Source organism: Candidatus Zixiibacteriota bacterium, from assembly GCA_026397505.1.
In the GTDB taxonomy this organism is placed as follows: Bacteria; Zixibacteria; MSB-5A5; order GN15; family PGXB01; genus JAPLUR01.
The window spans coordinates 31648-55838 of sequence record JAPLUR010000061.1; the positions used below are offsets into that span (position 1 = coordinate 31648).

Genomic DNA, 24191 nt, shown 5'->3' on the forward strand with positions numbered 1-24191 from the left:
GAGTAAATTTAGAGCCAATCAAACCAGTCCCAGAACTCGGTTCGAATGGTCCGAAGGAATTTTCGGTAAATATGGTAACTTATCGGCCGCTGACCACAATAGACATTGGCCACACCGGTCATTCCCGGCTTGAGCGTGTGACCCTGATTGGGAATGCGGCAGGAAACCTGCACTATCCGGTTGCCCTTGGCATCGATTTCCACTTTGCTGTTGATACGAGATATCTCGCCATAAAAATTAAGCGCGGGGAAACTGCGGACTTTGAATTTCACCTTTTGCCCCACGGTGATGTCGGCCAGTTCTTTTTCGGAGAGGGTGATGCGTGCTTCCATGGTATCCAGATTGGCGATCTCGCAAACTGTCTCGCCGGTATCGACCCTGATGATGATACCATTGATGCTGGTCTTTATCTCCGAAGATTGCTGTCTCTGCGAATGAAACTCCATCTGGCTTTTGAGGCGAACAATTTCAGCCTCCTTAGCTTTTATCTCTTCCGGACGGGAGCCGGCTTTGAGCATCCAGAGCTTGCTTCGGGCTGCCTTATGGCGGGCATCCCAGATCATCGAATCGGCCTGAGCGTCCTCCCAGGCCTGTTTTGATATGAGGTTTTTATCCAGCATTTCATTCATCCGCTGAAGGTTCTGAGTGGAAAGTCTCAATTGCGCTTCCATTTCATTGAAATTATTGCGCGCTTGCTCAATTTCCTGCGGGCGCGGCCCCTGTTTTAGAAGGGACAATTGCTCTTCAGCTTCTTTAAAAAGGGCGGAATATTCATTCACCAATTGCGCGGTCTGGGTGTTGACCAGGCGGGCTACAACCTGACCGGCTATCACCGTATCTCCACTCGTCACAAGAGGCAAGAGACGAGTGGTGGCGTAATCTCCGGTAAAGGAACTGATTTCTCTCTGCTGACCGGCGAAGCGATTATCGACATCATAATGAATCAACTCGGCATAGCCGGCGCTATTGTATTTAAGAAGCAAAGACTGCAAAGGGTTCAGAACCAGCTCCCCTTTTACCCGCAGTTGCCATCGACCCAGAAAAATGAACAGGATTATAATAACCAGAAACGCCAGGATTCCGATCCTCACCGGCCATCTTCTGAAGATTCCAGATTTTGCTCTTACCAGTTCGCCGGTACCTTTTGCTGCATCCATAATAATATTCCTGAACAGAAAAACCAAAATGGCGGCGAATATCAAAAAGCCGGTGCCGCCCAGCCGGGACACCAGAAACTTCCCCACCAGCAGGAAGAAGTATCCCAATACAAAGACAATGTATATAAATGATAAAAGGCCATAATAAAAATAGATTCTGCGTTCCCGGTAGGAAAAATTTTCCGAGTCGGCGTGGGAACCCAGGAATAAGCGCCTGAATTTATCCCGCCAATATTTCCCCGCCTTCTTGCGCAAATTGGGGATTTCGAGATAATCGCTGAGGAGATAATACCCGTCGTACCGCAAGAGGGGGTTGAAATTGAAAAGGGAGGCAATCCCGGCAAAGGAAAGCGCGGCCAGGGAGATTTGGTTTATCAGAGTATCCGAGGCCGTCACCCTCCAGGCAATAACCGCCAGAGCCCAGATGAAGAGCTGAAAAAAGCCGCCGGAAAAGGAGACCCATAGTTTTTTGGCTTTTTCCGTGAATAGCCAGGCGTCACTGACATTGCAGTAGAAGGCGGGCTGGAAATAAAGAAGCAGGAAACCTATATCCCGCACCTCGCCGCCGTAATAGGTGCAGGTCAGGCCGTGGGCGAATTCATGCAAGACGACAATGCTGAACATGGTTATATAGAACACGACTATTCCGCCGAAATTGAACAGCCCGGCGAAATCTTCAGCCAGTTCTCTGGTATTATAAAGAGTAATCAATAGCGAAAAAAACATCAGGATAATTGCGATCCAGACGAACTGTCGGGTGAAAAAGAAATGCACCGGTCGTGATAGGCGGGTGAATAAGCGTCCGGGATTGATCGCTTTCAGTTTGATAAAGAGGAGCCTTCGGAAAAGCGTCTGGTTTCTATCGCGTGAGGCCAGATGTTGCTGCCTGAGAAGCTCCTTCCGGGTCAGTTCATTATCGAGAAAGCAGAGCCGCTGCAATTCTCCGATGAAGGCATTGACGGTTTCATCATCAAGTTCGACCTGAAATTTCGATTTGAAAATGGCCGCTATCTCGGGGATGGTCTTGATCCCGTCAAAGTTCGATATGATGAAATATTCCGGTTCACCGACCTTGAAAAAGGCGTTGGTTATGGGATCTTTGATGACATAATACTTGGAGCCATCGCCGATGACATTCTCTTTGGTTATCAGATCATCCCTGATTTTGGGCGTCGTATCCATTCTCTGCCTGAAATTCAATATGACTCTGGACTAATGATAAGAGGGATATTGATGATAGTCAAAAGAATTCTGGAGCAATTCCGGGTCGCGACTTAAAGCACTTTCACATATAAATAAATGAGAATCAGCATAAAAATAATGCCGCAATAGAAGCCGAGCATGAAGCTATTCCGCCAGGTAGGGACATTCTTCTTCTTGGCCGGGAGCTTGATAATCGAATGACAGTGCTTGCAGATCAGCGCCCCGGGAGCGATCTCCTCTCTGCAAAACGGACATTTCTCGGTCGATCTCTGATTCTTCACAGAAACCAAGATGGGCATGTTTATATGGGATTGGCAACAAAAAAGAGCAGGGAATTGCGGCGGCCATAAATACAAATGGCGGGTTCACCTGCAAGGTTACGCCTTGGGGGTAATTCCCGCCGAATATTTCACTTTTAATGAAGCCTCCTTACGCCGGATACTCCACCCGGCCAAACCACTCCGGCTCTATTTCCCTTCTTCGGTCTCCGGCATTCCGAATCCGATATTTTTGGCGTGCATGCCCTCCTGCCCGCCATAGATCTTTATTTCCCCGAATTGCTTTTCGTACTTTTTCAGGTTCTCTTCGAGCGTTTTCTGAAGCAGCTTCGCATGCGTGGGGGTCATAATAATCCGCGCTTGCACGCGGGTTTTCGGAGCACCCGGCATAATACGGGCAAAATCAAAAACGATTTCGGTCGCCGAATGAGCAATCATCACCAAATTGCTGTAAATCCCCTCGGCTTCCTTCTCGCCGATTTCAATATTGACCTGCTGGGGTTTGATTTCCATATGGTCACCTCTATTCAACTTGTCATTTCCAGACAGTTTTTTTATATTGATCCAAAAGTCAAATTTAGACAATTGGGTAATTCTTTATGCCAATAAAGATTGACAGAATTAGTAAGATATCGTCAAATTTCGGAAAAGCAACAATATTAATCCTTGGCGATATCATGCTCGATGAGTATCTCTACGGCGCGGTCACCCGAATATCGCCCGAGGCGCCGGTGCCGGTGGTCGAGATAAATAACGAGCAAGTGCGTCTCGGCGGCGCCGCCAATGTCGCCAATAATATCCGTAGTCTTGGGGATGAGCCTTATCTGGTCGGCGTGGTCGGTGAGGATGAAGCCTCCATTAAACTTTCACAGCTTCTGAAGGAAAAAGGAATTTCGCGGGACTATCTGGTAAACGATTCGGAACGACCGACAACGATAAAAACCAGGATTATCGCCCATTCGCAACAGGTAGTGCGAGCCGACCGCGAGGATACCCGCGAAATATCCGGCGACCTGGAAAAAAGAATTCTGGACAAATTCAATATGGTGACGGATAGAATTAAGGCGGTAATCATTTCCGATTACGGGAAAGGGGTAATCACCGCCTCATTGCTGGAAAAGATTATTCCGGCCTGCCGGAATAAAGGAATCTTTGTCGCGGTTGATCCCAAAGAAACGCATTTTCTAAATTATAAGAAAGTCTCGCTCATCACGCCCAATCACCACGAGGCGGGATTCGCGGCTGGAAAACGGATAAAGACTGATGAGGATCTCAACGCGGTCGGCAAACTGTTATTGGATAAACTTCAGACCGATTCGATTTTGATCACGCGCGGCGAGAAAGGGATGGCTTTGTTCAACGCCAATGGCGAGGTAGATTATTTTCCAACGGTGGCGAAGAAAGTGTTTGATGTCACCGGCGCGGGCGACACCGTGATTGCCTCGTTTGTTTCGGCGGTGGCGGCGGGCGCGACGCTCAAAGAGGCGGCCGTCATTTCCAACTGCGCGGCGGGAGTAGTGGTAGGTGAAATCGGCACCGCGACTGTGACCCTGCCGCAGTTAGTGGAGGAATTGAAACGCAATTTCGTCAACGGTGGCTGAAAGTGCTTCCTTCAGCAAGTATGCATGAAGCGTTAGATTCCAAGGAAAGATATGACGAGAGAAATAGAAAATTTCATCAACCAGAAAAATATTGCCGTACTCGGAGCTTCACCCTCAGGCAAGAAATTCGGCAATGCCATTTACCGGGAATTGAAGAGCAAGGGGTATCAGGTCTATCCGGTGCATCCGACCGCCGAGAGTATCGAAAACGACCGGGCTTATAATAGCCTCAAGACTCTCCCGGCTGAGGTCACGGCGGCCGTTTTTGCCATCTCCCCGGATAAGGCCCTGGAGGCGGTTGATGATGCCGTGGCACACGGAACAAAACGGATCTGGTTCCAGCAGGGAGCAAATTTCAAACTGGCGGTCGAGAAAGCAAAAGCGGCCGGCATCGAGACCGTGACAAAGAAGTGTATCCTGATGTATGTACCACCGGTGAATAGCATTCATGCCGTGCACCGTTTCTTCGCCAAAATATTCGGAAGAGTATAATAATGCTCAATCAGCCGAAAGGGTGAATCGCCGCCAAATAAACACTGACATGGGATATTTATGAAAAAAGTGAATAACATTCTCTGGAAAATCTCGCCAAAGAAGATCGAAACCCTGGTCGCCAATCTTCGAAAGCGAAACAAGAAAATCGTTTTCACCAACGGCGTATTCGATATCCTGCACTACGGCCATATCGACTATCTCACCAAAGCCCGTAAACTCGGGGATTTCATGGTTGTCGGACTTAACACCGATAGCTCGGTCCGAAAATTCAAAGCGAAAGGTCGCCCGATACAGAATGAGAAAGACCGGGCCCGGATTCTGGCCGCGCTCAAGCCGGTCGATTATGTCATTCTTTTCGGCGAAACAACCCCGGAGCGATTGATTAATCTGGTCAAACCTGATGTACTGGTCAAGGGGGCCGATTATAGAATTGCGGAGATTGTCGGAGCGGCGTTTGTCAAATCATACGGCGGAGTTGTCAAGAGAATTAGAGTCATTCCCGGCCGATCAACATCGCGAATTGTCAAGAAGTTGGGATTATGAGTGGTTTTCAGTCAATATTTGTCAGTATGGTTTCTTTCAGCCATTGACTGTTTTTTTCATGGGGGGTAATTTGGGCAGCAATCAAAGATATCATCGACATTCAATCAAGATGAAGGAATACGACTATTCTCGGGCCGGTTATTATTTTAGCACAATTTGTACGGCCAATCGAGAACAAGTATTAGGCAAGATATCCGGCAATAGAATGATTTTATCGGATATCGGGCTTATATTAAAAGACCACTGGCAAGGAATATCGAGTCGATTTGCCCATATAGTGTTGGGCGATTATGTCATTATGCCCGATCACATCCATGGCATAATTATGCTCCAGGAACATGAAACAAAGAAGGGTTTGATAAATCAAACCCCTACCAAAAATTCATGGATTCTATCCGAAAATCAAAAACTTACGTTGGGTAAAATTATCAGATTCTTCAAGGCCAAGACCTCCAAAGTTCTGCAAGAAAGGGGGCACATTAATTTCCGATGGCAAAGGAATTACTATGAGCATATAGTCAGGAATGATTTTGAATTGGGCAAGATTCGAGAGTATATTCGATCTAATGTCACACAATGGCCAAACGATAACGGTGATTTTGAAGATATTGTATTAAAAGCAGATTGATATCCGGAATATGTAGGGGTTTGATAAATCAAACCCACGGAATATTTCATGGTCATTCCCCCCAAATAAGTTTGGGGGTGCCACCTATCGGATAATTTTAAGTGCAAAATTATGATTTTCGGCTGCCTCGCTGCGTAATCGGCACGCCCTGCTTGCAGAGCGGGCAATCCTCCAGCTCCCAGGCGTTGGCCGAAACCGTGGCCAGCGCTTTGAGAGGATATCTGAATTTTATTTTTCCGCCGGAACGGTCGAGAAACTCGCCGATACCGACAATGGTGGCGTCATAAGTTTCAACCAGATCCAGCAGCTCTAAAACGGAAGTGCCGGTTGTCAGAACATCATCAACAATTAGCACCCGTGTGCCCGGCTTGATATTGAATCCCCGCTTGAATATCCGTCCGGTTATACCTTCTCCCGGCTCGGCATAGATTGCGTCGACACCAAGGTATTTGGCAACCTCATAGGCGATAATCACGCCGCCGGTGGTTGGGCCGACCACCAGTTCCACTTCGTCCTTCTCAAAAAGCCTGGCCATTTCTATGCAGACTTTCTCACAGAGCCGCGGCCGTTTGAGAATCATGAATTTCTCGTAATAGATATCACTGTGTTTGCCTGAAGTTAGTTTAAAATGTCCCTCAAGGAGTGCATCCGTCTCCCTGAAAATACCGAGGATATTATTTCCGTTCATTTCAGTCTCCGGTCAGCACGGCCACCGCCGCCGCCATATCCCGCTCATGCGTAATAGAGACTTTGATTTCCTTGTCGAAAATCTTCTCTCTGACCGCATCATCGAGATGAACGTACGGTTTGCCGTAGAGGTCGTTGAGGACCTGAATCTGACGGGCGAAAACCCGCTGGTTGAGAATGACTCCCAGAGTCTTGATGACCGCTTCCTTGGCGGCAAAGCGGCCGGCCAGGAACTGGACCTTATTCAATTTATCTTTGAACAGTTCCATCTCCTCCTCGCCCAAAACCTTGGAGGCGAACTTGTCTCCCCACATTTCCAGCGCCCTTTTAACTCGCTTGGTCTGGATTAAATCAATGCCTATGGAATAAATCATATCAAGATTATTTCCTCTCCTTCCGACAATAAATTTAGTGGAAGATAAAGGATGAATTCTTTTTTTGCAACAGGTTGAAAAAATCATTTGCATTGAGAGTTTGAAGAGCGTAAATTAAGCAAGACAAAATGAGTTGGAGAGGGTTGATTTTTGAAAAATCTCTAACAACTCAATAATGAAGGTTGTCTCTTCATGGCTGCGCGTACGCCGTGACCCACCTTATGGGTGGTAGCGAAAGCAAAATGCTGGAAGTGGCTGTAAAAACCCTTTACCGTAAGGAATTGAGGAGTTTTTTCAAATCAAATTTTCCCTCTCCATTTTTTTATGCCTTTTTGGAGAAAAATCGAGAAATTTCAGATATTGAAAATGGTGTGAAGTTCAACTTCCAGGTCCGCATCGGCCGAGACATGGCGGGCCAGAATAAAATAGCATTCATATCCGGTGGAAACCAGATAAAGGCGATTCCGCTCCACTTCATAAACTCCCTCTTCCCTCTTACCCCCGGGAAGATGGCGGAAAATCTCGAGAAGTTCGCCGAGGTTTTTGAATATGACGGAATATTTCTTCTTGAATTCTGAGGAAACAGAATCGGAATCAAAATTCCCCTCATTATCCAGTCGATAAATTCTTTCCACTCCGGGTATTTCACTCAGTCGTTTTACAAGTGAGGGATTTTGAGGGCTTTCGAGCGGCTTTTTCTCGGGCGGCAGATTGGTGAGGAAATTCCGGGTATTGATGATTTCCATCACGTCCATATGCTGTTTACGCAGAAGCCCTTCGATCCTTATCTTGTCCTCATTAGAAGAAATGGGTGCGGCCAGTTCTTTTTCAACTTTATGCAGCACCCGCCCTTTGGAAAAAACGGTCGTCGTCAGTCTGGGATTGGGACGATAAGCGTACTCTGTTTGTATTTGTATTTCCGCCGCCCCCCGAACAATCCGTGAGGTTCTTCCGGCGGGTATGTAATCTGCTATAGCCATAATAACTTCCAGCGGGATTATGAAATATCCCGCCACGAAGTTATATCGGCAGAATCAGCATTTTGAATAACCACAACTGCGACAGACCAAACATCCCCCCTCATGCTCAATCCGGGAATGGCAATCCGGGCAGAATTCCTGGGCCAGGTCAAACTCCTTTTCCATCTTCTTTCCGTTTCCGAATTGCTTATGCAACACATGGGCGATGGCATCGGGTATAGAGGAAATGAGTCCGCCGCTGCCGAAAACCGGGGAAGCGCCGCCGATTCCTTTCAGCTGCTCAATCACCATTTCCACCGGGACTCCGGAACGAAAGGCCAGCGAAATCAAGCGGCAGATAGCCTCGGTATCGGCCATGGTGGAATATCCCGATTTTCCGATCTGAGCGAAAACCTCAAACGGCTTGCCGTCCAAAGTATTGACAGTGACGTAGAGATTGCCATATCCGGTTTTGATTTTCTGCGTGACACCTTCCAGAACCTCAGGTCGGTCTTTGACTTTCAGCGGCGTACCGGCCGGAGCCGCCGCCTCCGACTGTTCTTTGGCCGATCCGGTGGAGAGGACCTGCTCGGCCCGACTGCCATCACGATAAATGGTAATACCTTTGCAGCCCAGCTTGTAAGCCAGCATATAGGCGGTGCGCACATCATCAATCGTGGCGTCGTGTGCCAGGTTGATTGTTTTCGACACGGCGTTGTCGGTATGCTTCTGGAAAGCCGCCTGCATCCTTACGTGCCATTCCGGGTTGACATCATGAGAGGTAACGAAAATCCTCTTCACATCATCGGGAATCTCGCTGTGAGATGAAAGAGAATTTGTTTGTGCTATTCTCTCCATCAGTTCCGGCGAATAAAAACCTCTTACTCGGGCCACTCTCTCGAAATAGGGATTGACCTCGACCAGTCTGGTATCGTCCATCACCTTCCGAATATAGGAGACGGCGAAAAGAGGTTCAATGCCCGAAGAACACCCGGAAATAATCGAAATTGTGCCTGTGGGAGCAACCGTGGTGACCGTAGAGTTGCGCAGTCTCGGCCCGGTACCGCTCTTATAATAGAATGATTTATCCCAGTTGGGGAAAACGCCTCTGGTTTCGGCCAAACGGCTGGATTCATCATGTCCGACATTATTCACCCGGGACATCACCCTCTCCGCCAAGTCGAGCGCTTCCTGGGAACTATATGGAATTCCCAGAAGAATCAGGAGGTCGGCCCAACCCATTAGCCCCAGACCGATTTTTCGATTTTCCTTGGTCTGGATATCTATATCGGGAAGCGGGTAGCGATTGGCCTCGATGACATTATCCAGAAAATGGACGGAGAGGCGGACAGTCTTGTCCAGTTTCTCCCAATCGATTTCATATCGGGAAAGTTCATGCGGGGAATTGAAATCAACCACCGCCCGAACCATCTGGCTCATATTTATCGAACCAAGATTGCAGCTTTCATATGGCAATAGCGGCTGTTCACCACAAGGATTGGTTGACTCATACAGACCGACTTTGGTAACCGGATTCCCTTCGTTCATCCGGTCGATGAACATCAAGCCCGGTTCGCCGGTGCGATGGGCATGCTCTATAATTTTATCAAGCACTTCCCGTGCACTGAGACAGACCGGTTTGCCTTCCTTGACATAGACCGTGTCGGTGCGGGGGTCGATCAACTCATAAAGGGCATTTGCCTCCTCCGCCCGCATGAAGGCATCGGTGATGGCCACGGAAATATTGAAATTGGTCAATTCGGCGAGATTATCTTTGCAGGAGATAAAATCGAGAATATCGGGGTGGTCAACGCGGAGAATACCCATATTGGCGCCCCGTCTGGTACCCCCCTGCTTGACTGCCTCGGTAGCGGCATTAATAACCCTCATGAATGAAATCGGCCCGGAGGCGACCCCGGAGGTGGAGGCGACCACGGCATGGCGCGGACGCAGGCGCGAAAATGCAAACCCGGTACCGCCGCCTGACTTGTGGATCAGCGCTGTCTGCTTGACGGCATCGAATATCGACTCCATGGAATCTTCAATGGGCAGGACGAAGCAGGCGGAAAGCTGTCCCAGAGGACGCCCGGCATTCATCAGGGTCGGCGAGTTCGGCATAAATTCCAGCCGATACATCATCTCATAAAAGCTATTTTCGAGCCTTTTGACCTCTTCGGCCGATACGCCGAATTTTCTATCCGGCTCAACAATGGCCTGCGCCACGCGCCGGAAAAGCTCCTCGGGCGTCTCGATAACCTTTCCCTGGTCATCTTTCTTGAGATAGCGACGCTCCAAGACCTTAATGGAGTTTTCACTCAATTCAAATTTTTTATCATCTTCCATGATGCTCTCCTAGGACTCGGGGTAATCTATCAGCATGGCGGAATTGGTTTCTTTGTCAATGGTGAAATCATCGAACACGATTGGTGCTTCTTTCTTCATAATCTCCAGCATGATCATACAGATCTGCCGAATCTCCCAGTGGGCTCGCGGATGACAGCGCACCGCAAAAATATGACGGTACTCCCTGAAATTGGCCGAGATGACTATCTCCGAGGTCGTCCCGTTGGGCAGAATATATCGGGCATCCTCTTTGGGAACGCCGGCTTTAACCATCTCGGAATAAAGGCGCTCGCAGGAGGCTGCCATTTCCAAGTATCGGCTTTTGAATTCGCTTTGTTCAATCGTCGGCGGCAGAACGACATCAAAATTCCGAACTTTGCCATATTCCACATATCGCTGCGATTCCTGTGATGGCGACATAAGGCGATGGCGCACCAACTCATGAGTAAAGACGCGGGATCCGCCCTTTATCCTAAAAGTCGCCAGGGCATGCTCCAGAACCGAGTGATGCTTTTTCCTGATAACTTTCTTAATTAATTCTTCGGTCGAAGCGGGAGGATTATACCTGTGAAATGACAAATAACAGGTGCGGCAAGCCAATTCAATCACCTGTTCTGCGTTGGGCGTAATGGCCATCAATTCCACTGACGGCCGGGCGACAATTTCTGACATATCTTTCACCTGGCTGGGAGTGATACTTTCCATAATAATCTAACCATTATTCTTTCCAATGGTGTCACATTTTTTCTTCTTGGAGCACAAAACTCCCTCTGCCACCAGGGGCGACACCGTAACATACAACCCTTCAATAAGTTAAGAGATCCATACCGGACTCCCAGTAATTGTCCGGCGAATGTCCAAAGCGGATGGCACTCTAAGGAAACTTACGAAGGCTGTCAATATAAAATTTGGGAAATGTCGCAAAAAAATCACAATATATTGTATTGCAATATCTTGAGTCACCATTACTTTGTGTTTCTTGTTGATGGTCTGATGATTATCCCCAATTTTTGACGAGCCAGACCATTTTCCTTCTCCGATATCAACAGCACTAATCCCGCCCTGAGGCAGATCCATAGCTTACGAAGGAGCGTCCATAAGAGCGGGTTGTCAGGATAAATTGGCAGCCCGCTGCGAAAGCTGCAACATTCGCTGCCTATTGTCGGTCTTATGCTCTGGCAACTGTATTGGAAGCAGGAGAATTCGTTGTTTTCATTGATGGCATCGAGCAGCATTTCGCCTGTCTCACCGGACTCAGAGTCATAGAGAAATACCTTGACATAGCCCTATTATTTGCGGATTTTTTAAAGGAATCAAAGAAGTGTTCACTTTTCGCTGAGACGGAAAGGATAAAGAGAGACTGAAATGAGAATTCTGCAAATAATTTTACGGAGGTGTCGGCTCAGATGAAACTAAGCGATTTTGAAAAGAATGGAGTGGCTGTCTTGGAGCCAAAAGGGAAAATCATGGGCGGCCCCGATGCAACTATCCTTCATGATAAGCTCCATGAATTTATCGAAAAGGGGATGAAGAAGGTTGTTGTTGATATGTCGAAGGTGGAATGGATGAATTCGACCGGTCTGGGGATTCTGATTTCCGGTCTGACCACCATTCGCAACAATCAGGGGGATTTGAGACTGGCCAATGTGACCGGCAAGATTCAATCACTTCTGACCATTACCAAATTGATCACCGTATTTGAAGCCTTCGATTCGGTCGAGGAAGCTATAAAATCGTTCTAGGGAAAATTGAAGACGAGAAGAGGAACAATGTCAGGGTAGGTTGTGTCTCCAACCTGCCCTTTTTAGTAGAATGGGAAGCAAAGATGAAAAAGCCGACGATCATTGACAACACCATCAAAATCCCTTCGTCTCAGGAGTACCTGGTTGATGTTGACAGTTTTCTCGAAGGAATTTTGCGTGGATTCGGAGTGGATGAATCGGCCATCGCCGATATCGCTATTTCGGTAACGGAAATTGTCAATAACGGCATTATTCATGGCAACCGCTCGGACCTTGAAAAAGAGGTGACGGTTACCATTCGGAAAAAGAATGCCGACCTGGAGATAGCTATTTCCGACCAGGGAAACGGATTTGACCCCGCCAGTGTGCGGAGTCCCATTGAGGACGGCAATTTGATGCGGGAAGCGGGCCGGGGGATTTTTATCGCCCGGTCGTTGATGGACACCGTGGTGATCGATTCTCACGAGAATCGGGGAACACGGGTGACACTGACTAAACGTCTACTCTAATTCGGGATTTGGCGACTCTATGGAGTCAATTCAGCCTTTCATAACAGCGCTGTATTTTATCTTTGGCGGAGTGCTGCTCTTCCTGGCCTTTGCCGTGGTACGCGAGCATGTCTCCAATCGCCTTAACCGGATCACTGGAATGACTTTCTTTTTCGCGGCCATGGGGCCGGTTTTTCTCGCCCTGGTGAGTATTGTCAAACCGAATGTCTCCGCCGGGGCCCCTTTTGAAGAATCGCTGGTTTATAACCTGCAATATATCTGGGAACTCTTTTTCCCGGCTTTTCTTCTTTTCTCATGGGTCTTCCCTGTCGACCGATTGTCATATTTTCGATTCCCCAAGTTGCGTTACCTGATATTCTTTCCCCATGTATTCCATATCCTGCTGGTCGTGATATTCATCAATCCTGAAAAAATACTCAATCTTCTTGAGGTTGGCTCCGGCGAAGGATTCATCTCTTTGATTCTGGAACCTCTCTCCTATATCCTGAAATGGGTGGTCCTCGGATTCAGTGTTTTATTGGGTTCCCAGAGAACGTTGTTTTCCACGATCAATCTGATTTATGTGGCGCTGGCGGTTTATTTTATTTTGCGAGGGAAAGCTCAGATAACAAATCGGCAGCTCCGGAATCAGTCGAATGTGATCATCTGGGGTATGTCGACCGCCATGGGGCTTTATACCATTTCCTTCCTGTTGCCGGTGATATTGTCATTTGAGATGCCGGAACCGCTGAAAACCGGCATCCTGATTCTGGCCCTCATGACCGGGGGGGGCGCTATTGCCTGGTCGATTATCCGGCACCAATTCCTCGATATCCGAGTTATTGTGCGTCAGTCGCTGGTTTATACGATCTCATCGGGAATACTGGTCGGTTTATATATATTGCTGGTTGATCAGGCGGACAAGATAATCACCGCCTTTTTCGGAACCAAAACAACCATCGTAAATATTGCCTTTATTGTCGCAGCGCTGATCCTCTTCCAGCCCATCAACGTACAACTCGACAATCTGATTAAGAGGCTTTTTATCAAAAATCGCGCCGACTATCGGAATGTCATGGAGCTTCTGTCGCGGCGCCTGATTTCGGTTTTTGACCCGGTGCAGTTGCGCAATATGATTGAGGTGACGTTCAAGTCCACACTGCTGGTGGAAAGAGTTTACTTTATTCTGTTCGATGACAGCCTGAATGAATATACGGTCCTTCCTTCCGAAGATTTCCCGGAGAAGATAATCATCAGCCGCGAAGACCTCTTTTTGGGAGGTATCGGCCAACTGGAATCGCCGACCATGATCGACCGCCTGGCGGCCTATCGCAGGGGAAGCGCTCTTGCCGCCGAAGTGGACAAGCGCCGGGTACAGCTGATTCTTCCCTTAAAGGACGCCAACCATCTCCTGGGATTTTTGGCGCTGACCGAGAAAATTTCCGGATTCCGTTATAATGCGGAAGATATCACGATGCTGGGGGTTATATCCAACCAACTGGTAACGGTGCTGACCAACGCCCGTCTCTATATCGATTCGCTCGAAAAACAGCGTCTGGACGAGGAAATGGCAATGGCGCGGCAGATTCAGCTCGATCTGCTTCCAAAATGCCCTCCTCGAGCCGAGACTTTCCATATCTGCGCCAGTTCCATTCCTTCGCGCACGATCGGAGGGGATTTCTATGATTTTATTCATCGCGAAAATGGCCTCATCGGAATGGTCATCGCCGATGCCTCCGGGAAGGGAATGCCGGCGGCGCTTCTGGTGGCCCAGATACAGGCGATGCTGCGTTCCGAGGTCGGAAACAACATCAAAATTTCCAGAATTTTGTATAATATTAATAGATATGTGGTTCAGTCAACTTCATCAGAGAAATTTGCCACCCTTTTTTATGGCGAATTTGATCAGAATAATTCTGAGTTCCGCTATTCCAATGCCGGGCACAATTATCCCATTCTGGTGCGTGCCGATGGTACCCATGAACCCCTCTCAAAAGGCGGCATCTTGCTCGGGGCTTTCCCGGGAGCTGAATATCAGGAAGGGCTTGTGAAATTTCATAAAAACGATGTTCTTTTCCTGTACACCGATGGTCTTTCGGAAGCGCAAAATGAACGGGATGAGGAGTACGGCGAGGAGCGCATAACCAATTATATAGTCAGAAATCGCGACCTTGATGTTAACACCATTGCGGATGGCATTCTGAACGACGTTCGCGGCTTCGACCCGACCGATCCGCCGCGCGATGATACCACTTTGATTGTACTCAAGATTGTAAAGGGGACAGCATCCGATGGACATTAAGAAATTTGATGAGGCATTCCTTTTCGAACGGAAAAAGAGATTCTCGGGATATAAGTTCTGTCCTTATTGCCGGGCGCCACTGGAGCAATTGGACCTTGACCATCGCATTCGGCTTAAATGCTCCAATCAGGGCTGTGATTTTATTTATTACCATAATCCGACCCCGGCCGCCGGGGCGCTGGTTCTTGAGCAGGGGAAAATCCTCATGGTGAAGAGAGCCGCCCCGCCCCGTGTCGGCTGGTGGTGCCTTCCTGCCGGGTTCATGGAGTGGGATGAGCATCCCTCGCAAACAGCCGTCCGGGAAATCGCCGAAGAAACCGGCCTGCGTATTAAATTGGAGTCGCTTTTTGAGGTTTACTCCGGGACCGATGATCCCAGAACCAATGCTCTCTTGATACTCTATCTTGCTTCAGTAGTCGACGGTGAACCGAAGGCGGCTGACGATGCCATGGAAGTGAGATTCTTTGGCTTTGAGGAATTGCCGGAAAACATCGCCTTTCTCTCGCATCGGCAGGCGCTGAAAGACTATCGGCAAAGGTATTTGAGATAGTTGCTTGGCAAAATTGATTGAGATTATTATCGTTGTTAAAAACAGGGAACGTAATGGATGGAAATGGAGGATATGGTATGCTTCGTAGAATATCATTGATAGCAGCCGGTCTCCTGCTTGCCATAAATCTTTTCGGTGCTGATGAATATAAAAAATACGATCGGCCCCAGTCGGAAGATTATTTCATGAAAATCGCCTTTGTCAAAAAGCAATTAATCATGACCATCAATGGAGATGATACTACCGAAACAATGGTCTTCACCCGCGGCGATGTCAGGAAAACGGCACAGGAGGTCCTGATTAATAATAATCTCTTTGTCGACTCCGCCGGTTTTCATCTGGCCGGAAAGGTTTATCCGGCCGATATAATCGACCGGGTCGAAGTCGAGACCACTCCCCAGGGCGAAACAAAATTGTTTTTCTTTAAGAAAGGGATCGAGACAGCTCGGCCTTATCGCAGCCACAAGAAAAATGTAATATCGCTGCTTAAAGATATCAATATCGGCAGCGAGGAGTTCATTCGCGGCGCCGTGGTCAGTTTCTGGTCGGATATCAGGGTTGATGGGGAAGTCAACGAAGAGGTCGTGGCGGTTTTTGGCACGATTAACATCGGTGATAATGCCGTCATCCGGGGAAATGTGGCGACCGTCGGCGGGAGTGTAAGTATTGCCAAGAAAGCTACGATTTACGGCGCCATTCAATCAGCCGACACCAAGAATAAATTCGATTTCGGCCAGTGGCGGCGCTGGTATCGTCATGATCGGACATTCTCTCCGATGTTCAGCTTCAATTATAATCGAGTTGATGGCGCCGCACCGTTACTGGGAGTGCAATTTCGTGACGAGGACTCAGTGCTGCCGGAAATAAGAGTTTACGCCGGATACGCCTTCGCGTCGGATCGATGGCGCTATCATATCGGCATTGAGCAGACCTTTTTCGAGAAATATCCTTTTACTTTCGGCGGCTCTTATTACCGGAAGCTGGCCTCCAATGACGATTTGCTGATTTCAGAGACGGAAAATACGATCTTTGCGCTTCTGGCAACCGAAGACAACAAAGATTACTTTGAGGCCGAAGGAGGTTATGGATTCGCGCGAATCAAGCTTTTCGGAAAAATCAGCTATGAACTGGGCGTTTTGGCGGAAAAATATAAATGGCTGAACGGGCACCGCAATCTTTGGTCGCTTGGCGGAGGCTCAAAGAGATTCTCGGAAAATTTTCTTTCCCTTGAAGGTCCCGAGCGGGCACTGGGCCAGGGCGAAATTGAGGGCCGCGATATTACCTCCTTAATGCAGAAAATTAGGCTTGATACCAGGAAAGACGAGGGGCTCTTCGAAGGCTCCTTCTGGGAAGGTGCGGCTGAAATAGAATGGGCGCCGGACAAATGGAACAGCGACTTTGTCTTCTCGCGCTATATGTTTGTGGTCTCGCGCCATCAAAGCCTGGGAATGCAATCCGGCCTGCTTTTGCGAGGAGCATACGGCGGTTCCGATGGTTATCTTCCGCTGCAACGCAAATTTTTCATCGGCGGCCTGGGGACGCTTTATGGTTACAAGCAAAAAGAATATATGGGGACTGAATTTTGGCTGGGCGATATCGAATATGGAATCGAATTTCCCAATTCCGGCATGATCGGCTGGCTGTTCTATAATGTCGGGCAAATAGGCGATGGCCCGGGTCGTCTGGCCGAGGCCGAAGTCAAACATGCGCTTGGTGTCGGCCTATCGTTCGAAGAGGATATCAGGATAAACGTGTCCAAGCGAATGGATCGTTCGGAAGCCTCACCAAAATTCTATGTTCGACTGGAGCATCTTTTCTAAAGACATTCAGGGTAGCTCCTGTTACGGGCAATCCCTTACTGCGCTATAAGTTAATAGCAATTATTGGGGTGGTAAATTCAACCGCCCCCCTTTCAAGTTGATCATCTTGTTTTCACGGACCCGGTCGCGGCGCCGGTGGTTCCTAAAGGGGCGGTCATATCTGCCGATATGATAAGGAGATAATAACATTCTATGGTGGACTATATGAGCATAATAGACGATGATAAAACCATAAGAATTTTGACCGGGTATACCCTGGATGATACCGATCGCGAAATTGAATCAGACACACAAAGGCTGAAATTAAGCGATACCGGAAATGTCCTGGCGGAGATGGAGGCGGCGCTTGATGAAATCGCCGATACCAATCCGCGCATTGAATCAAACGACAGCAATACTTCGAAATCCCAGGAGGACTTGCGAGCCCTACTGGAGGTATCACTGGCGATCAATTCCTCCCTGGTTCTCGAAGATATTCTGCAGATTGTCATGGAAAAAGCCATTGAACTCCTTGTCGCCGAAAGAGGCTTTATCATGCTTCTCGATGACAAGGGGGAGCTACAGTTCAAGACGGCGTATAATCTCTGCAAAGAATCATTGATGGAAGAGGATTTCAAGATCTCCAATTCCATTGCCAACAAAGTTGCCTCCTCCGGAAAATCGGTATATACTTCGGATGCCCAGTCGGACGAGCGATATGCCAATCAGCAATCGGTTCTGGAACTGCACCTCCGCTCCATCATGTGCGTTCCGTTGAAAATAAAAAGCAATGTCATAGGCGTGATTTACCTGGACAACTCCTCGCAGGCCAAGATATTTCTGAAATCAGATTTATATCTTTTTGAGCTTCTGGCCCAGCAGGCGGCACATGCCATACACAACGCCAATCTCTATTACAACCTGCTGGATCTGAAACAGTACAACGAAAAGGTTGTCAACAAATCGCCGGTCGGGATTGTCGTTATTGATTCCCTCTACAATCTGGCTTCGATAAACGACGCTGCCCTGGCCGTTCTGGACAAGAACAAAGAAGGGATCAAACTGCTCAGCCCGGGTCAGGCCCCGAACAAATTCTTTGAGCTTGTTCCCGAAAGTGAAGTCACCAAATGGCGGCAGATGATTGATATCGCTTTGACCACCAACCAGCCATTTGAGGATTCCCGCTATTTCCATAACACCGGCTATGCCGAAAAAGTCTTCTCCGTTAAGATTTCTCCCATTAACAAGCTGCCTTATGGCGGCGACGGTCTGATTCTGATTATTGAGGATATCACGGAGAAGATTATTATGGAGAAATATGTAATTCTCTCCGAAAAGCTGGTGGCACGGGGCGAGATGGCGGCCTCTATCGGCCATGAGCTGAATAACTATTTGGCCATTATCGCCAATAATGCCGAACTCCTGTCACTGAATCTGCAGAAAAATCAGGCCGACAAAGCAAGGTATAATGCTCATCAGATCATAGAGAGCATCTCCAAGATGAAACGTTTCACCGACGGCCTGATGGATTTCTCGAAGCTCGAGACGGAAGTCATAAATTATGATATCAAGCATTTGATAGAAGATCTCCTTTTCTCCCTCAAGGCGCAGTCCCGATTTAAGAGGGTGGTTTTCTCGGTTGACCTGGGCAATAATCTCCCCAATATCCAGATTGATGTCGGGCAGATTCAGCAGGTACTCATGAATCTTCTGAACAATGCGGCCGACGCCCTGGAACAGCGGGCCAAACAGGAAGAAACGCAGGGGAACACCGGGTTTATCCACCGGATCGGGATTCAGGCTTCCTATGATGAAGCCAAGGCGGCCTTAAAGGTTTGCATCTCAGACAACGGCTGTGGCATCCCCGAGGATTCGTTACCCAAAATATTCCAGCCGCACTTCACCACCAAAGAGACCGGGCACGGCCTCGGCCTGGCCAATTGCCGCAAGATTGTCAAGAATCATAGCGGCGAAATAACTTTGATCTCCAAAGCCAATGAGGGGACAATCTTTACCATTTTCCTACCCAGGGATCAGGTTGATAAGATAAAGTAGATGGCCAGAAATTCCTTCTCTCCCGGCGGATATGAAATCATCCGCTTCCTGGGAAGCGGCGGGACGGCTCATGTTTATCTGGCCCAAAGACTCTCCGATTCGCACCTCCAGGCTCTTAAGATACCGCTCGATGACACCTCCCCATCAAGGGAAAAATTCTTGCCTCTTATTCGGCGTGAGCATGATTTAATCGGTCAATTGAGATATCCCGGTCTGGTCCGCGTATGGGGGGTAAATGAAATGGAGGCAACTCTTCCCTTCCTGACCCTGGAATTCTGCCCCGGAGTGACTCTTGATCAAATTGGAGAGCCTGACACCAGCGAGCTTCTCCTGAATATTATTTCATCAATAAGTATCAATCTCTATTTTTTGAGGCTGGCCGGCCTCAGTCACGGGGATCTGAAACCCCAAAATATTTTCCTTAATAATCAATTGACATCATATATCAATGGAAATTTGAGCTACTCCAAAATCTCTGATTTCTCATTGGCCTTAAGAGATACGGAAGAAAAGGATGCCCGGCTGGGGCTTGGCACTGTTGGATATATGGCGCCGGAGACAGTCGATAGCGGCCTCCTCGACTATCGTTCCGATATTTTTTCCCTGGGTGTGATAGCCTATCGGTTGGCGACCGGAAATCATCCCTTTCTCGAAGATGAAATCGATCCGGTTCGCATCAATGCCCGGGTTAAAGAATATGATCCGCCTGCTCCCGAGACTCTGAATAGCTCTCTCCCCGGCGGTTTTTCCGATCTGGTTAAGATGATGCTGGCCAAGGAGCCTCAAAAGCGGCCGGAAAGCGGCTTCGCTATCTGCGTGATGTTGGAAAAGCTTGGGGCCGGATATCCTTTTCGCAGGGCGATCAGGCCGAAACATCTGCTCGAATTAAAGAAAGCGGATGATTGTCTATCTTTATTAAACAGGGCCCCTTTTAAACTCGAGTCGCCGATTGTCGAGAGACTATATGATTATTCCGGCGAGGACTTGTCCAAACTAAGGAATATTCTGGAAATCAACTTTTCTTTGGGCCTTATCAGTTGGCATCAGGGTTATATCATTGTCAAAGGCGGGCCGGAGCAGATAATCTACCCCCGCCGACTGCAGGTGCAGGTGGGTAACGGTTATCGCCGGCTCAGCTATTCAGCGAAAAAGAAAGCGGTAATGGCCGCAATTCTGGGAAGTGCGGAAGCGGCGGAAACCATCGGTCTTCTGATCTCGGCAAATGAAAAAGCGTTTCTTACTCGCCCCCTTTTTTATGCCATATCGGGACAACTATCCCGGTGTACGGTCAGGCGCTTCGCTGGTTTGCTGGCCCACCTGGCCCATCATAAGGCCCCGACCAATCCGATGGCGGCCCATCTCTACATGCGCGCCGAGGATTTGCAGGATGGGTATGCCGTTGCCTGGGATATGGTAAATGCCTTAATCGATCGGAATGAAAATGCCGGGGCTCTGGAATTGTTAAGTGCCATGGAGAAAACATGTCGGATTAAGAACGAGACGGCCAAGCTCGGCCTCGTCCTGATGAAAAGAGCCGACCTGGAAAAGACTATTGGCGAAGCGAATTGGGCCGAGGAAACTTATCTGCAAATCATCGATCTTTACCGGGGGCAGCCCTCCGATAAACTGCTGGCCGAGACATACAAAGATCTGGGCGACCTTTACAAAATGAAGCAGGACTATAAATCAGGTGTTGAGGCCCTCGAAAAAGCGCGGCTGATATACAGTGATATCGGAGACCAATTGGAGTTGTCACATACGCTCAACAATATCGGCAATATCCATTCTATCAGCGGCCAGATGGATAAAGCCTATAATTATTTCAGGCAGGCCTTCAGGATTCAGCGGCGGCTTGAGGCAAAATCCGATGTCGCCTCGACGCTCAACAATATGAGTTTCATTTTCTATGTCCGGGGTCGCCTTGATCGGGTCATCAGGGTCATAACTCTGTCACTCAATTTGAACCGCGAGATCGGCAACGCATTGGAGATTGCCCGGGCTCTTAATAATCGAGGATTCTTTTATAATGAAATCGGGCGATTCGACAAGGCGCTGGAAGATCTTCAGGAATCTTTGGAAATAAATCGCAAGATTGGTAACAAGAAGGAATTGCTGTTTAACCTCGACAACCTGACTCAGGTCATGATCTCCGCAGGGCGACTTAAGGAATCTTTTCAGTTCTTGAGAGAGGGCATGAATCTGGCCTCCGAACTGGCCGATATGCCTCACACCGGGGTTTTTACTGGTAACATGGCGGTGGTTCAAAAGCGGATGGGGCACTACGGCAAAGCTATGGAGAGCGCCGCCCGGGCGGTCGCAATCGGAGAGCAACTTGATGCCAATAACGACCATATTCTCAGTCGTATCAATCTAGCCGACCTTTATTATAGGCTGAACGATCGGGGCCGCGCTCGAAATACCATTGAAACTGCGCTGAAGCTGGCACAGGAGCGTGGTGACAAAAGAGCGCTTACATCCATCTATTCCATCCTTTCCCTTATCGATAATGATTTCTCATTGATGGAGAAAGCCGAGACGATCGCCATGGAAACCAAAGTCTTGCGCGATATCAGCCTTGTGAGATTGAAAAAGAGCGCGCTGCTGCTTCAAGCCGGGAATAATGAAAATGCTTTCCAAGTACTGAGCAGATTGACCACCACTTTCCGGGAAGATAATCCCGATATCGAAAATGCGGGATATTTCATTTTCTTAGGCGATCACTATCTAAGCCGGGGAAATCTTCAGGAAGCGCGCACATTCCTTGAAAAGGGTTATCGTATCGCCTCCGATTCGGCTCTTCTGCCCGAAATGATAAGCGCGGCCGTCGGGATGGGCAGAATTCATACTGTGCTGCATGATTATGAGACCGCCTACGCTTATTATAAAAAAGCCATAAATGGGGTCAAAGCCATCGCTGATGATATAAAGGATGATTCGCTCCGGCAGAGTTTTCTATCAGATCGAAAAATCGCCTCTCTCGCTGGCGAGGTAAAAAAGCTCAGCCAACTTCTGGCCAAAAAATAAGGGCAGGCCGCTGAAACATTTCAGGGCCTGCCCGACTCATCAACTTTCAAAGGAGCTTATTGCCCGCCCAAGCTAAAGCCGAGAGGGGCGATTTTCTCCTCGAGTCTTTCGATGGTGAGTTTCATTCTCCACCTCCTCTGAAGTTGGTGTTACAACTACCCGGATACTCCGGGCTTCTTTTAATTAAATAAATCTGTTTACCAAAAGCAAATGAAACAATTTCCCGCTAGCAATTAGTCCCTATATTTCTAATAAAACAGATCAAAAAAATTAGTCAAGCAAAATCAACAAGAATTATTATTTTTTCTCATTAATTTTCCCGAAAGCCTCATAGGTCGCCCCTACAAATTCCTAAACCCCAATATATTGTGCAAAATATTTCAATTATTGGATTATTTAATACTGGATAGGAATATCATGTTTCAGCTGCTGATCCTCAACCTCATAAACTGCTGTCAGTAAGTTTAAAATCCTAACTGAGAAGGGTATATCAATACCGGGCAGCCCGGAATCTATTCGTCAGCCTATCCCTCACTGAGGCATTGCCTTCATTCGAAAAATGTCCCTTTTTCCTTGACTTATGCCGGGTTCTGGATACATTGAGAAAGTGAAAAGTTTCACTATTTGGTTTGTGTCAACTTTATGATGCAGGATTGAGAAATGACAAAGAATGCTGATGTTGTCATAATTGGCGGCGGGATTATTGGTCTGGCGGCTGCCTTCAATTTGGCCAAGCGGAAATATGGCAAGATCGTAGTGCTGGAAAAGGAGCTGTTTCTTGGCGCCGGAGCCACCAGCAAATGCGCCGGCGGAATCCGGGCCCAGTTCTCAACCAAGATAAATATTCAAATGTCGATGAAATCGGAAGAAATCCTGGCTCATTTTGAGGAGGAAACCGGCTATCATGCTCTCTATGACCAGGTCGGATATATGTTTCTCTTAGCCGATGAAAGGGAGCTGGCCGATTTCACCAGAGCGATGGAGCTCCAGCGTTCTCTGGGGCTGAAAGTCGAGCTTATTGAACCATCGGAAATCAATAAGATTGCTCCCCCGGTCAGGACTGACGACATTATCAAGGCTACCTACTGTAAGGATGACGGTCTGGCGGATCCCAGCGACCTGATTCAGGGTTATGCGACCGCCGGCCGCAGGCTGGGGGTCGAAATGCTGGTTGAGACTGAAGTAACCGGCTTTACGATGAAGGGCAACAGAATTACCGGCGTCATCACCAACAAGGGTGAAATTGAAACCCCGCTGGTGATCAACGCTGCTGGACCTTTCGCCGGTTTGATAGGCAAGATGGCCGGGACAGATGTCCCGATTGATCCCATCCGCCGGCAGATTGTTACGACCGGTGCTCTGGATTATATTCCACCGACTTTCCCCATGGTCGTTGATTTTAAATCCGGCCTTTATTTCCACAGAGAATCCCCCGGCCTCCTGCTCGGCTGGGCCGACAAGACTGTGAAGCCGGGATTCGATATCTCGGTCGACCCGGATTATACCGATACCATTTTGATGAAAGCTCTCGACCGAGTGCCCAAGCTGGAGACGGCGGAAGTATCCCGAAGTTGGGCAGGCCTGTATGAAACAACCCCTGACCATCATGCAATAATCGGTTATGGTAATGATGTTGAAGGGATGTTTCTGGTAGCTGGTTTTTCCGGCCATGGGCTGATGCACGCCCCGGCGGCCGGGATTGTCGCGGCCGAAGTGATATGTGGAAAAGAGCCCTCAATTGACATCTCCCCCCTCTCGCCGCAGAGGTTTATGAAGGGAATGGTTCACGAAGAGACCAACGTCATCTGACCTCCCGGGGGTTGGCGAAGAGGAAAAGAAAAAACCACTCAAATGGATCGGTTTCACCTCTGTCAAAAAAACCGATTTACATTGGAAGTAATTTTAATTATAATATTTATCTTTGGAAAATCCGGAAGTTTATAGTCGACATCCAGGGAATTCC

20 protein-coding genes are annotated in these 24191 nt (G+C 48.3%); 12 read left to right on the plus strand and 8 right to left on the minus strand.

Features of this window, described 5'->3' with window-relative positions; all coding sequences use genetic code 11:
• Positions 1 to 8: 8 nt before the first annotated feature.
• From NT002_06275 to NT002_06285, 3 genes are all read right to left on the minus strand, one after another.
• The gene (locus NT002_06275) at positions 9 to 2339 is read right to left on the minus strand and encodes an efflux RND transporter periplasmic adaptor subunit (GenBank protein MCX6828874.1); all 2331 of its coding nucleotides are present in this window, start codon (positions 2337 to 2339) and stop codon (positions 9 to 11) included.
• A 92-nt stretch (positions 2340 to 2431) separates the two neighbouring features.
• Positions 2432 to 2641: a hypothetical protein gene (locus tag NT002_06280; protein MCX6828875.1), complete on the minus strand. Its 210-nt coding sequence runs from the start codon at positions 2639 to 2641 to the stop codon at positions 2432 to 2434.
• 186 nt (positions 2642 to 2827) lie between these two features.
• The gene (locus tag NT002_06285; GenBank protein MCX6828876.1) at positions 2828 to 3151 is read right to left on the minus strand and encodes a DUF3467 domain-containing protein; all 324 of its coding nucleotides are present in this window, start codon (positions 3149 to 3151) and stop codon (positions 2828 to 2830) included.
• 86 nt (positions 3152 to 3237) lie between these two features.
• Between NT002_06285 and rfaE1 the strand changes: the two genes are divergently transcribed.
• Genes rfaE1 through NT002_06305 form a run of 4 tightly spaced genes read left to right on the plus strand, consistent with a single transcriptional unit; the run spans position 3238 to position 5905 of the window.
• Positions 3238 to 4239, plus strand: coding sequence for a D-glycero-beta-D-manno-heptose-7-phosphate kinase (rfaE1, locus tag NT002_06290; GenBank protein MCX6828877.1), 1002 nt, complete (start codon positions 3238 to 3240; stop codon positions 4237 to 4239).
• A gap of 51 nt (positions 4240 to 4290) precedes the next feature.
• A complete protein-coding gene (locus NT002_06295) occupies positions 4291 to 4731 on the plus strand; it encodes a CoA-binding protein (protein MCX6828878.1) in 441 nt (146 codons plus the stop codon).
• Between the two features lie 60 nt (positions 4732 to 4791).
• Positions 4792 to 5277 carry a D-glycero-beta-D-manno-heptose 1-phosphate adenylyltransferase gene (gene rfaE2, locus NT002_06300; protein MCX6828879.1) on the plus strand — a complete coding sequence of 162 codons (486 nt, stop codon included), beginning with the start codon at positions 4792 to 4794 and terminating at the stop codon, positions 5275 to 5277.
• Positions 5210 to 5905 (plus strand): hypothetical protein, encoded by a 696-nt coding sequence (locus tag NT002_06305; GenBank protein MCX6828880.1) that lies wholly within the window; start codon positions 5210 to 5212, stop codon positions 5903 to 5905. The genes rfaE2 and NT002_06305 overlap by 68 nt, the downstream gene beginning before the upstream one ends.
• A gap of 109 nt (positions 5906 to 6014) precedes the next feature.
• On the opposite strand, the gene pyrE is transcribed toward NT002_06305, so the two are convergent.
• The 5 genes from pyrE to thyX all read right to left on the minus strand — a co-directional run bounded on the left by pyrE (position 6015) and on the right by thyX (position 10940).
• Positions 6015 to 6593, minus strand: a complete 579-nt coding sequence (gene pyrE, locus NT002_06310) for an orotate phosphoribosyltransferase (GenBank protein MCX6828881.1) — start codon at positions 6591 to 6593, stop codon at positions 6015 to 6017.
• Between the two features lies 1 nt (position 6594).
• The gene (acpS, locus tag NT002_06315; GenBank protein MCX6828882.1) at positions 6595 to 6966 is read right to left on the minus strand and encodes a holo-ACP synthase; all 372 of its coding nucleotides are present in this window, start codon (positions 6964 to 6966) and stop codon (positions 6595 to 6597) included.
• Positions 6967 to 7319: 353 nt separating this feature from the next.
• Positions 7320 to 7946 (minus strand): hypothetical protein, encoded by a 627-nt coding sequence (locus NT002_06320; GenBank protein ID MCX6828883.1) that lies wholly within the window; start codon positions 7944 to 7946, stop codon positions 7320 to 7322.
• 54 nt (positions 7947 to 8000) lie between these two features.
• Positions 8001 to 10268: a vitamin B12-dependent ribonucleotide reductase gene (locus NT002_06325; protein ID MCX6828884.1), complete on the minus strand. Its 2268-nt coding sequence runs from the start codon at positions 10266 to 10268 to the stop codon at positions 8001 to 8003.
• Between the two features lie 9 nt (positions 10269 to 10277).
• Positions 10278 to 10940, minus strand: coding sequence for an FAD-dependent thymidylate synthase (thyX, locus tag NT002_06330; protein ID MCX6828885.1), 663 nt, complete (start codon positions 10938 to 10940; stop codon positions 10278 to 10280).
• 734 nt (positions 10941 to 11674) lie between these two features.
• Between thyX and NT002_06335 the strand changes: the two genes are divergently transcribed.
• The 8 genes from NT002_06335 (at position 11675) to NT002_06370 (ending at position 24037) form a co-directional block, all read left to right on the plus strand.
• Entirely contained in the window at positions 11675 to 12010 is a 336-nt protein-coding gene (locus tag NT002_06335; protein ID MCX6828886.1) for an STAS domain-containing protein, read from the plus strand.
• Positions 12011 to 12093: 83 nt separating this feature from the next.
• Positions 12094 to 12519, plus strand: a complete 426-nt coding sequence (locus tag NT002_06340) for an ATP-binding protein (GenBank protein ID MCX6828887.1) — start codon at positions 12094 to 12096, stop codon at positions 12517 to 12519.
• 19 nt (positions 12520 to 12538) lie between these two features.
• Complete coding sequence (locus NT002_06345) at positions 12539 to 14800, plus strand: SpoIIE family protein phosphatase (protein MCX6828888.1); 2262 nt, start codon at positions 12539 to 12541, stop codon at positions 14798 to 14800.
• Positions 14790 to 15350 (plus strand): NUDIX domain-containing protein, encoded by a 561-nt coding sequence (locus NT002_06350; protein ID MCX6828889.1) that lies wholly within the window; start codon positions 14790 to 14792, stop codon positions 15348 to 15350. Before NT002_06345 ends, NT002_06350 begins: the two co-directional genes overlap by 11 nt.
• 77 nt (positions 15351 to 15427) lie before the next feature.
• Positions 15428 to 17170 (plus strand): hypothetical protein, encoded by a 1743-nt coding sequence (locus tag NT002_06355; GenBank protein MCX6828890.1) that lies wholly within the window; start codon positions 15428 to 15430, stop codon positions 17168 to 17170.
• A gap of 204 nt (positions 17171 to 17374) precedes the next feature.
• Complete coding sequence (locus NT002_06360) at positions 17375 to 19204, plus strand: ATP-binding protein (GenBank protein ID MCX6828891.1); 1830 nt, start codon at positions 17375 to 17377, stop codon at positions 19202 to 19204.
• On the plus strand, positions 19205 to 22228 hold the full coding sequence (locus NT002_06365) for a tetratricopeptide repeat protein (GenBank protein MCX6828892.1): 3024 nt from the start codon (positions 19205 to 19207) through the stop codon (positions 22226 to 22228).
• A gap of 660 nt (positions 22229 to 22888) precedes the next feature.
• On the plus strand, positions 22889 to 24037 hold the full coding sequence (locus tag NT002_06370) for an FAD-binding oxidoreductase (GenBank protein MCX6828893.1): 1149 nt from the start codon (positions 22889 to 22891) through the stop codon (positions 24035 to 24037).
• Positions 24038 to 24191: the final 154 nt, after the last annotated feature.

Excerpts from the sequence above, each read along its gene's own strand:
- NT002_06275 (MCX6828874.1), bottom strand. The coding sequence starts at position 2,339 with ATGGATACGACGCCCAAAATCAGGGATGATCTGATAACCAAAGAGAAT.
- NT002_06285 (MCX6828876.1), bottom strand. The coding sequence starts at position 3,151 with ATGGAAATCAAACCCCAGCAGGTCAATATTGAAATCGGCGAGAAGGAA.
- rfaE1 (MCX6828877.1), top strand. The coding sequence starts at position 3,238 with ATGCCAATAAAGATTGACAGAATTAGTAAGATATCGTCAAATTTCGGA.
- NT002_06295 (MCX6828878.1), top strand. The coding sequence starts at position 4,291 with ATGACGAGAGAAATAGAAAATTTCATCAACCAGAAAAATATTGCCGTA.
- rfaE2 (MCX6828879.1), top strand. The coding sequence starts at position 4,792 with ATGAAAAAAGTGAATAACATTCTCTGGAAAATCTCGCCAAAGAAGATC.
- pyrE (MCX6828881.1), bottom strand. The coding sequence starts at position 6,593 with ATGAACGGAAATAATATCCTCGGTATTTTCAGGGAGACGGATGCACTC.
- acpS (MCX6828882.1), bottom strand. The coding sequence starts at position 6,966 with ATGATTTATTCCATAGGCATTGATTTAATCCAGACCAAGCGAGTTAAA.
- NT002_06320 (MCX6828883.1), bottom strand. The coding sequence starts at position 7,946 with ATGGCTATAGCAGATTACATACCCGCCGGAAGAACCTCACGGATTGTT.
- NT002_06325 (MCX6828884.1), bottom strand. The coding sequence starts at position 10,268 with ATGGAAGATGATAAAAAATTTGAATTGAGTGAAAACTCCATTAAGGTC.
- thyX (MCX6828885.1), bottom strand. The coding sequence starts at position 10,940 with ATGTCAGAAATTGTCGCCCGGCCGTCAGTGGAATTGATGGCCATTACG.
- NT002_06335 (MCX6828886.1), top strand. The coding sequence starts at position 11,675 with ATGAAACTAAGCGATTTTGAAAAGAATGGAGTGGCTGTCTTGGAGCCA.
- NT002_06340 (MCX6828887.1), top strand. The coding sequence starts at position 12,094 with ATGAAAAAGCCGACGATCATTGACAACACCATCAAAATCCCTTCGTCT.
- NT002_06345 (MCX6828888.1), top strand. The coding sequence starts at position 12,539 with ATGGAGTCAATTCAGCCTTTCATAACAGCGCTGTATTTTATCTTTGGC.
- NT002_06350 (MCX6828889.1), top strand. The coding sequence starts at position 14,790 with ATGGACATTAAGAAATTTGATGAGGCATTCCTTTTCGAACGGAAAAAG.
- NT002_06355 (MCX6828890.1), top strand. The coding sequence starts at position 15,428 with ATGCTTCGTAGAATATCATTGATAGCAGCCGGTCTCCTGCTTGCCATA.
- NT002_06360 (MCX6828891.1), top strand. The coding sequence starts at position 17,375 with ATGAGCATAATAGACGATGATAAAACCATAAGAATTTTGACCGGGTAT.
- NT002_06365 (MCX6828892.1), top strand. The coding sequence starts at position 19,205 with ATGGCCAGAAATTCCTTCTCTCCCGGCGGATATGAAATCATCCGCTTC.
- NT002_06370 (MCX6828893.1), top strand. The coding sequence starts at position 22,889 with ATGACAAAGAATGCTGATGTTGTCATAATTGGCGGCGGGATTATTGGT.